We start from the raw sequence: 8,416 nt of genomic DNA, 5'->3' as shown, positions 1-8,416 counted from the left end.
GGCTCGGGGCGTTTCGTCTCGGTCGCTGGCGCTCCCTCGCTCAACGACCGGGGTTCAAGAGACCCGGTCGTTGAGCGAGCGAAGCGAGTCGAAACGCGCATCAGAACAGGCCCTTCGGGGCAGGGGCGGCCGCGAGCACGCCGAAGTCGGCGACGATCGTGAGCTGCTGCACCTCTTCGGGGGTGAGCTCGGGCAGGCGCTGGGCGAGGTCGAGGAAGCGCTCGATCTCGTCGGCCGTGAGCACGGGCTCTGCCAGCAGGCGGAACTTGCGCACGTAGTCCTCGCGGGCGAACGGACGGGCGCCGAGCGGGTGGGCGTCGGCGACGGCGATCTCGTCGACGATGGTCTCGCCGTTCGTGAGGCGGATCTCGACGCGGCCGCCGAACGCCTTCTCGTTCGGGTCCTCCGAGTGGTAGCGGCGCGTCCACTCCGGGTCTTCGGCCGTCGTGATCTTGTGCCACAGCTCGACGGTGTCGGCGCGGCCCGCGCGCTCGGGCGCGTAGGAGTCGACGTGGTGCCAGCCGCCGTCCTGCAGGGCGACCGCGAAGATGTACGGGATCGAGTGGTCGAGCGTCTCGCGCGACGCGTGCGGGTCGTACTTCTGCGGGTCGTTGGCGCCGGAGCCGATGACGTTGTGCGTGTGGTGCGAGGTGTGCAGCACGATCGCCTCGACGTTCACCTCGGCACCCGGTTGCTGAGCCTGTCGAAGCACGGGGTGCTCGCCGTGGAGCTTGCGGGCCAGGTCGATCCAGGCCTGCGCCTGGTACTCGGCCGAGTGCTCCTTCGTGTACGAATCCAGGATGCCGCGCTTGGGCTCGCCCTCACCCGGCAGCGGCACCTCGTACGAGGCATCCGGTCCGTCGAGCAGCCACGCGATCACGCCGTCTTCGCCTTCGTAGATCGGCGAGGGCGACGTCTCGCCGCGCATCGCGCGGTCGACGGCTTCGACCGCCATCTTTCCGGCGAACGCGGGCGCGTGCGCCTTCCACGTCGAGATCTCGCCCTTGCGGGACTGGCGCGTCGCGGTGGTCGTGTGGAGCGCCTGACCGACGGCCTGGTAGATCGTCTCGACGTCGAGGCCGAGCAGTGTGCCGATGCCGGCCGCGGCCGACGGGCCGAGGTGCGCGACGTGGTCGATCTTGTGCTTGTGCAGGCTGATCGCGCGCACCAGGTCGATCTGGATCTCGTAGCCCGTCGCGAGTCCGCGCACGAGCGCGGCGCCGTCGGCGCCGACGTGCTGGGCGACGGCCACGATCGGCGGGATGTTGTCGCCCGGGTGCGAGTACTCGGCAGCGAGGAAGGTGTCGTGGTAGTCGAGCTCCCGCACGGCGACGCCGTTCGCCCACGCCGCCCACTCGGGGCTCGTCTTGCGGTCGAGCGCGCAGCCGAACACGGTCGCGCCCGAGCCTCCGACCGACACGGCATGGTCGAGAGCCTGCTGGCGTGCGGCGCTCACAGGAGCGCGGGTGAGGGATGCCGCGGCCACCGCGGCGTTGTCGATCACGCGGTTGACGATCATGTCGACAACGTCGGCGTCGACCTCCACCGGGTCGGCGGCGACTTCGGCGATGTGCCACGCGAGCTGCCCCTCGCGGGCGAGGTTCTCGTCGCTGCGGTGGACGCGGAGGTGATGGATGACGGTCATGACCGGCCTTTCAGTGGTGCGGCCCTTCGACGGGCTCAGGGACGGAACGAGTCGCGGGGACCGCACCGGGCGCGGAGACCGCACCGGGAGCGTGGACCGAACGAGGCGCGGGGACCGCACCGGTCGCTGAGCCTGTCGAAGCGCCGAGGGACTCGAGGATGCTGTGGAGCGCGTTGTGCAGGTGCACGTGCGTGGCGTGCGCGGCGAGATCCGCGTCGCGTGCGCCGATCGCGGAGGCGATCAGACGGTGCTCGGCGACGGATGCCGCGAGCCGGGCGGGATTGTCGCGCGCCAGTCGCCGCACCCGGACGAGGTGTGTACGCACGGTGCGCAGCGCTGCGGTGAGGTAATCGTTTGCGACGGCCGAATCGAGCGCGAGGTCGAACCGCTCGATGAGCGCGTAGTAGGCGTCGGTGCCACTCACCTCGGCGGGGCCGTCGAGCCCGTCACCCCGCTCGGAGCGGGCGGCGACGTCAGCGCGGGCAGCGCGGGCAGCCACGTCAACGCCGTCGGCGCCGTCAGCGCCACCGGGGCCGGCACCGTCGAGGTCGACCCGTGCGAAGGCGTGTGCGAGGTCGGCGAAGGCCGCGGCATCCCCCCGTTCGGCGGCGAGGCGGGCGGCCGACTCTTCGAGCGCGCGGCGCACTTCGAAGATCTCACGGATGTCGTCGGCATCGATCGCGGTCACGACGGTCACCCGCGGCGACTGCTGGGCGACGAGCCCGTCGGCCGCGAGGCGACCGAGCGCCTCGCGCAGCGGCGTGCGGCTGACGCCAAGACGGGCGGCCTGCTCGACCTCGCCGAGCACCGCGCCGGGACGCAGGACACCGGACTGGATCTCATCGAGGAGAGTCGCGTACGCGCGGTCACTGGCCCGCATCCGCATCACCTCCTCATTCCACACCTCGGCCAGTGTATACATAAACGGACGCACGCGCACGGATCTACCCCCCTCCGGCACTGAAGGTATACAACGCGATCTGCAACGTGAGGAAATCGTGAGGAGTATTCACGAATTTGTGAATTCGGCGTAGCGTCAGCGACGTGTCCACAGTCATCCGCACCAGCGGCCTCACCAAGCACTACGGTCGCGTCCACGCCCTCGACGGGCTCGACCTCACCGTCGACGAGGGCCAGATCCACGGCTTCCTCGGGCCCAACGGCGCCGGCAAGTCCACGACGATCCGGGTGCTGCTGGGGCTTGCCCGCAAGACGGCGGGCGAGGCATCCGTCTTCGGTCAGGATCCGTGGCGCGACGCCGTCGCCCTGCACCGGCGCATCGCCTACGTGCCGGGCGACGTCAGCGTGTGGCCCAACCTCTCGGGCGGCGAGGCGATCGACCTCATGGCGAGGCTGCGGGGCGCCGCGCGCCACGACAAGGCGTACGTGGCTCAGAAGGAGCGTCTGTCCGAGGCGTTCCAGTTCGATCCGCGCAAGAAGGGCCGCGCGTACTCGAAGGGCAATCGGCAGAAGGTCGCCCTCATCGCCGCCTTCGCCGTGCCGGCCGACCTGTACATCCTCGACGAGCCGACGAGCGGCCTCGACCCCCTCATGGAGGTGATGTTCCGCCACGAGATCGCGCGGGTGCGTGCAGCGGGCGCCACCGTGCTGCTGTCGAGCCACATCCTCTCGGAGGTCGAGCAGCTGTGCGACCGCGTCTCGATCATCCGCGCCGGCCGCATCGCCGAGACCGGCACGCTCGCTGAGCTCCGCCACCTCACCCGCACCGAGGTGTCGTTCCACGGGACGGATGCCGCAGCCGCTACGGGCATCCCGGGCGCCCACGATGTCGTGGTCGACGGCGGCCGCGTCGCCTTCACCATCGACAGCGACGCGGTGGCATCCGCCCTTCCCGCGCTCGCCGCCCGCGGCGCCGCGGGCCTGCGCATCGCTCCCGCCTCGCTCGAGGAGCTGTTCCTGCGCCACTACGGCGACGAGCTGGCAGACATGAACGGCGACGGACGATGACCCGGTTCCTCGCCCTGCTCGGCCAGCGCATCCGGCGGGACTGGGTGCAGGTGCTGCTGTGGGCGGTCGGCACGGGGCTGCTCGCCTACGCGTCGTACGTCGGCGTGGCCGACGCCTACGGCACAGAGCAGGACCGCACGTCGCTGCTCGCCGCCGCCCTCGCGAACCCCGTGATCCTGCTGTTCCGCGGGCTGCCGTCCGGCACCGGCCAGGGCGCGTTCATGGTGTTCCTGATCTTCCCCTGGCTCGCGATGCTCGCCGCGTTCATGAGCACGTTCCTCGCGGTGCGCCACACGCGCGGCGACGAGGAGTCCGGCCGCGCCGAGCTCATCGCGGCCACCCCCGCCTCGCGCACGCTGCCCTTCGTCGCGACGGCGACGCACGGCGTGCTGGCGAACCTGTTGCTCGGCGCTCTGACAGCCGGGGCCTTCCTCGCCGTCGGCCTCGATGTCGAGGGCGCCGTCCTGGCTGGTGCGGCCGTCGGTGCGGTCGGCATGACATTCCTGGGTGTGGGCCTCCTCGCGGCACAGCTGATGCGCACCTCGCGCGGAGCCAACGCCCTGGCCGTCTGGACGCTGGTCATCACGTTCGTGCTCTCGGGGATCGGCAACGCGATCGGCACGCCGAGCGACGACCTCACCCGCATGGAGAGCTCCTGGCTCACCTGGCTCTCGCCCTTCGGATGGGGCGAGAACACGCGCGCGTTCGACGAGAACCTGTGGTGGCCCGCTGCGCTCCCGCTGGGGGTCGGTGTCGTCCTCATCGCGGTGTCGGCAGCGCTCGTCTCGGCGCGCGATCTCGGCGGCAGCTTCATCGCCGAACGACAGGCGCGAGCGGATGCCTCCGCCGCCCTCTCCACCCCCTCCGGCCTGGTCTGGCGCCTCACGCGGGGCGCCGTCGTCGGCTGGGTGGTCGGCGGGCTCATCGTCGGCATCCTCTCGACCTCGCTCGCCTCGATCGTGCAGGAGGTCGGTGCCTCCAACCCCGCGGTCGAGAACATCCTGCGCCAGATCTCGGGCGAGGGCAGCATCGAGCAGGGCACCGTGACCACGTTCTTCACCATGCTCGGGGTGCTGGCCGCCTGTGCCGCCGTGCAGGTCGTGTGCCGCGCCCGGCAGGAGGAGGCTCATGGCACCGCCGAGCCGCTGCTTGCCGCGCCCGTCGGCCGGGTGCGGTGGCTGGCGGACTACCTCGTCATCGCGCTGCTCGCGATCGTGCTGGTGGTCGCCGCGGCCGTCGGGGGTGCCGCGATCGGCATCGCCTCGCAGGACGGCGACATGGACCTCATGCGCACGGTCGTCGTGGTCGGCGCAGGGCAGGTCGCCGGGGCATCCGTGTTTTTGGTGGTGACGGCGCTGGCCTTCGTGCTCGTCCCGCGGCTGACCATCCCGCTCGGGTGGACTCTGGTGCTGCTCGGGATGATGCTCGGCCTGTTCGGCCCGCTGTTCCTGTTCCCGGACTGGTTGGTGCAGCTCTCGCCCATCGCCGTCACACCGACGATGGTCGGCGACGAGGTCGACCTTCGCGGGCTGTGGTGGCTGCTGCTCGCCACGGGCGTCGGTGCCGCCGCATCGCTCGCGCTGATGCGCCGCCGGGAACTGGAAGCGGGAGGATAGTCAGGAAGGGGGCCAGGTGACCAGCGAGCATCCGGGTGTCGACGCGGCCGAGCAGGCCGCCGCGATGCTGACGACGGCGGGCATGGCCCGCATGCCCGCGCGCGTGATGATGGCCCTCGTCGGCTCGCCCGACGAGGGCTACACCGCGGCCGAGCTCGCCGACCGTCTCGGCGTCTCGGCGGCCGCGGTGTCGGGCGCGGTGCGGTACCTGGTGTCGGTGCGGCTCATCCAGCGGTTGTCGCGAGCGGGAGACCGGCGCGACCGCTACGACCTCACCGACGACGCCTGGTCGGGCATGATCACCGCGAACGCCCCGCTGTACTCCGCGCTCGCGAGCCACATCGACCGCATCGCGGACGACAACGACGAAGCGCCGATCTCCGTTGTGAGGGCGCGCGAGGTCGCCGACTTCCTGAGGTACCTGGCCGAGCGGCTGCCGCACCTCGCTGAGGAATGGCGCGCCGAGCGCTCCTCGGCCGCACGGTAACCTTGCCCGAGTGACCGACGCGCCCCGCTACATCGTTGCCACCGACGGAGCCTGCAAGGGCAACCCCGGGCCGACCGGCTGGGCATGGGTCGGCGAGGACGGCCACTGGGCCGCCGGCGCGATCCCGCTCGGCACGAACAACGTCGGTGAGCTGATGGGCCTGCTGAAGGCGATCGAGGACCACGTCGACGTGGAGAACCTCGTGGTGCAGGCCGACTCGAAGTACGCGATCGACACCTACACGAAGTGGATGGACGGGCACCGCCGCCGCGGCTGGAAGACCTCGACCGGCTCGCCGGCGAAGAACGTCGACATCCTCGAGCAGCTCATCGTCGCCCGCGATGCCCGCCGCGCCGCCGGCCTGCCCGATGTCGTGCTCGAGCACGTGCGCGGCCACTCCGGCCACGTCCTCAACGCCTGGGCGGACGAGCGGGCGGTGCGAGCCTCGGAGCACGCGGCGAAGGGCACCGCGAGCGCCTGGTCGTCGCTCGGCGCGCAGGACCCGATTGACGTCTCGACCCGCCCCAAGAACGGCCGCTGAGCCTCAGACCGCGCCCCGTCGCACGTCTTCGCGGACGCTGCCGCTTCCTGCGAGCGCGCCGTATTGTCATGGCGCGCTCGCCGGGACCTGCAGCGTTCGGTCGCCCGCGTGCGAACGGGCGGCTCAGGCGTCCGTCGTGCCCTCGTAGAGGCCGATCGCGTTGCCATCGGGGTCGGCGATCACGGCCCACCAGCTCGTGGGAGAGATCTGGTCCTTCTCCATGAGCACCGTGGCACCGGCATCCTTCGCCGCCGCGACCGTCTCGTCGATGGAGTCGACCTCGACGTACGAGCGGGGCTGAGTGAAACCCTCCCCGCGCGGCGCGAGGCCGCCGCCCGAGATCTTGTTCGGCGCCTGCCACATGGGGTAGCCCTCGAACCCGGGCACCTCCGCGATCTGCCAGCCGAACAGGCCGGAGTAGAACTCGGCCGCCTTGCCGAGATCGGTGACGGGGATGTCGATGTGCGTGATGTCGCCGTGAGCCATGGTGTTCCTCTCGTGCGGATCGGACCCGGACAGTCTCCGCCGCCGTCACGGCCCCCGCAAGGCCCGCCGCTGCCGCGCCGGGCGGAACAGCGCCGTCGGACCATGCGCCGGCCGACCGGGTCGCGCCCGACGGGCTCAGTGACCGGAGGAGGAAGCCTCCGCGAGGTGCTGCTCCAGCGCATCGATCGCCGGACGCTGACCCTTCACGAGGCGCTCGCGTGCGGCATCCGTATCGGTCCATTCGACGCGGTCGACCTCGGGGAATGACGCCGTCCGCCCCGAGCGCGGCGGCCATTCCAGCTCGAACTCGCCGAACTGGAGTCCGTCGAGCGAGAATCCGCCGCCGTCGGCGACGAACACCGTCACCCGCTTGCCCGACGAGTACGCGAACGTGCCGAGCTCGGCGTACGGCGGCTCGGGCGGGTCGATGCCGAGCTCCTCGCGGAACTCACGGCGCGCGGCATCCAGCGCGCTCTCCTCACCCTCGGCGAACTCGCCCTTCGGGATCGACCAGGCGCCGGCATCCTTGCTCGCCCAGAACGGCCCGCCCATGTGCGCGATGAGCACTTCGAGGGAGGGCGCGAGCCGATAGAGCAGGATGCCGGCGCTGGTGATCACGGTCGTGAGCTGCCGAGGCCTCAGACCACGCGGGTCGTCGGCGAGACGGTGTAGGTGTCTTCGGGGTCGTCGTAGACGACGCCCGCGAGGGCCGTGTCGATCGCGGCCATGGTGTCGGCGTCGAGCGCGACGCCGGAGGCCTTGACCGTGTCGGCGAGCTGCTCGGGACGAGATGCCCCCACCAGCGCCGACGCGACGTTCTTGTTCTGCAGCACCCACGCGATCGCGAGCTGCGGCAGCGTCAGGCCCGCTTCCTCGGCGACGGGCTTCAGACGCTGGACGGCCTCGAGCACCTCGTCGCGGAGGAACCGCTGGATGAACTGCGCGCCGCTCTTCTCGTCGGTCGCGCGCGAGCCCTCGGGCAGCGGCTGACCGGGCAGGTACTTGCCTGAGAGCACCCCCTGCGCCATCGGTGACCACACGATCTGCGAGATGCCGAGCTCCTCGGAGGCCGGCACCACCTTGCCCTCGATCACACGCCAGAGCGCCGAGTACTGCGGCTGGTTCGAGATGAGCTGGATGCCGTAGCTCTTGGCGAGCGTGTGCCCCTCGCGGAGCTGCTCGGCCGTCCATTCCGAGACGCCGATGTAGAGCGCCTTGCCCTGACGCACGACGTCGGCGAACGCCTGGAACGTCTCTTCGAGGGGCGTCTCGTAGTCGTAGCGGTGCGCCTGGTAGAGGTCGACGTAATCGGTGCCGAGGCGGCGGAGCGAACCGTTGATGGATTCGAAGATGTGCTTGCGGCTCAGGCCGGTGTCGTTCGGCCCCTTGGGGCCGGTCGGCCAGTACACCTTGGTGAAGATCTCGAGCGACTCCCGGCGCTGGCCGGTCAGCGCCTTGCCGAGCACCTCCTCGGCGAGCGTGTTGGCGTAGACGTCGGCCGTGTCGAACGTCGAGATGCCGGCGTCGAGCGCCGCGTGGACGGTGGCGATGGCGGCCGAGTCGTCGACCTGCGAGCCGTGCGTGACCCAGTTGCCGTAGGTGATCTCACTGACTTTGAGACCGCTGTTTCCGAGGTACCGGTAATTGACCATGGGAAAACGCTACCTGCCCGC

Annotated in this window: 9 protein-coding genes; 4 read left to right on the top strand and 5 right to left on the bottom strand. The window is 70.8% G+C overall.

The window, feature by feature from the left end:
• Positions 1 to 100 precede the first annotated feature (100 nt).
• Positions 101 to 1,645 (bottom strand): MmgE/PrpD family protein, encoded by a 1,545-nt coding sequence (locus B1729_RS14910; RefSeq protein ID WP_163620526.1) that lies wholly within the window; start codon positions 1,643 to 1,645, stop codon positions 101 to 103.
• Positions 1,646 to 1,655: 10 nt separating this feature from the next.
• Positions 1,656 to 2,525 carry a GntR family transcriptional regulator gene (locus B1729_RS14905; RefSeq protein WP_163620531.1) on the bottom strand — a complete coding sequence of 290 codons (870 nt, stop codon included), beginning with the start codon at positions 2,523 to 2,525 and terminating at the stop codon, positions 1,656 to 1,658.
• A gap of 164 nt (positions 2,526 to 2,689) precedes the next feature.
• On the opposite strand from B1729_RS14905, the gene B1729_RS14900 reads away from it, so the two are divergent.
• The 4 genes from B1729_RS14900 to B1729_RS14885 are packed head-to-tail and all read left to right on the top strand — an operon-like array spanning position 2,690 to position 6,257.
• Positions 2,690 to 3,613: an ABC transporter ATP-binding protein gene (locus B1729_RS14900; RefSeq protein WP_163633532.1), complete on the top strand. Its 924-nt coding sequence runs from the start codon at positions 2,690 to 2,692 to the stop codon at positions 3,611 to 3,613.
• A complete protein-coding gene (locus B1729_RS14895) occupies positions 3,610 to 5,229 on the top strand; it encodes a polyketide antibiotic transporter (RefSeq protein ID WP_163633530.1) in 1,620 nt (539 codons plus the stop codon). The genes B1729_RS14900 and B1729_RS14895 overlap by 4 nt, the downstream gene beginning before the upstream one ends.
• A 16-nt stretch (positions 5,230 to 5,245) precedes the next feature.
• Entirely contained in the window at positions 5,246 to 5,716 is a 471-nt protein-coding gene (locus B1729_RS14890; protein WP_239526243.1) for a helix-turn-helix domain-containing protein, read from the top strand.
• A 10-nt stretch (positions 5,717 to 5,726) separates the two neighbouring features.
• A complete protein-coding gene (locus B1729_RS14885) occupies positions 5,727 to 6,257 on the top strand; it encodes a ribonuclease H (protein WP_163633528.1) in 531 nt (176 codons plus the stop codon).
• 123 nt (positions 6,258 to 6,380) lie between these two features.
• Here the strand turns inward: B1729_RS14885 and B1729_RS14880 are convergent, their stop codons facing one another.
• The 3 genes from B1729_RS14880 to B1729_RS14870 form a co-directional block, all read right to left on the bottom strand.
• On the bottom strand, positions 6,381 to 6,743 hold the full coding sequence (locus B1729_RS14880) for a VOC family protein (RefSeq protein WP_163633526.1): 363 nt from the start codon (positions 6,741 to 6,743) through the stop codon (positions 6,381 to 6,383).
• Between the two features lie 135 nt (positions 6,744 to 6,878).
• Complete coding sequence (locus tag B1729_RS14875) at positions 6,879 to 7,361, bottom strand: NUDIX domain-containing protein (RefSeq protein ID WP_239539663.1); 483 nt, start codon at positions 7,359 to 7,361, stop codon at positions 6,879 to 6,881.
• Positions 7,362 to 7,381: 20 nt separating this feature from the next.
• Positions 7,382 to 8,395 carry an aldo/keto reductase family protein gene (locus tag B1729_RS14870; protein WP_163620519.1) on the bottom strand — a complete coding sequence of 338 codons (1,014 nt, stop codon included), beginning with the start codon at positions 8,393 to 8,395 and terminating at the stop codon, positions 7,382 to 7,384.
• Positions 8,396 to 8,416: the final 21 nt, after the last annotated feature.

Source organism: Microbacterium sp. B35-04 (assembly GCF_010634885.1).
In the GTDB taxonomy this organism is placed as follows: Bacteria; Actinomycetota; Actinomycetes; order Actinomycetales; family Microbacteriaceae; genus Microbacterium.
Note: the sequence above shows the minus strand (reverse complement) of the source record. Positions and strands in the feature narration are given on the sequence as shown.

Excerpts from the sequence above, each read along its gene's own strand:
- B1729_RS14905 (WP_163620531.1), bottom strand. The coding sequence starts at position 2,525 with ATGCGGGCCAGTGACCGCGCGTACGCGACTCTCCTCGATGAGATCCAG.
- B1729_RS14880 (WP_163633526.1), bottom strand. The coding sequence starts at position 6,743 with ATGGCTCACGGCGACATCACGCACATCGACATCCCCGTCACCGATCTC.
- B1729_RS14895 (WP_163633530.1), top strand. The coding sequence starts at position 3,610 with ATGACCCGGTTCCTCGCCCTGCTCGGCCAGCGCATCCGGCGGGACTGG.
- B1729_RS14910 (WP_163620526.1), bottom strand. The coding sequence starts at position 1,645 with ATGACCGTCATCCATCACCTCCGCGTCCACCGCAGCGACGAGAACCTC.
- B1729_RS14870 (WP_163620519.1), bottom strand. The coding sequence starts at position 8,395 with ATGGTCAATTACCGGTACCTCGGAAACAGCGGTCTCAAAGTCAGTGAG.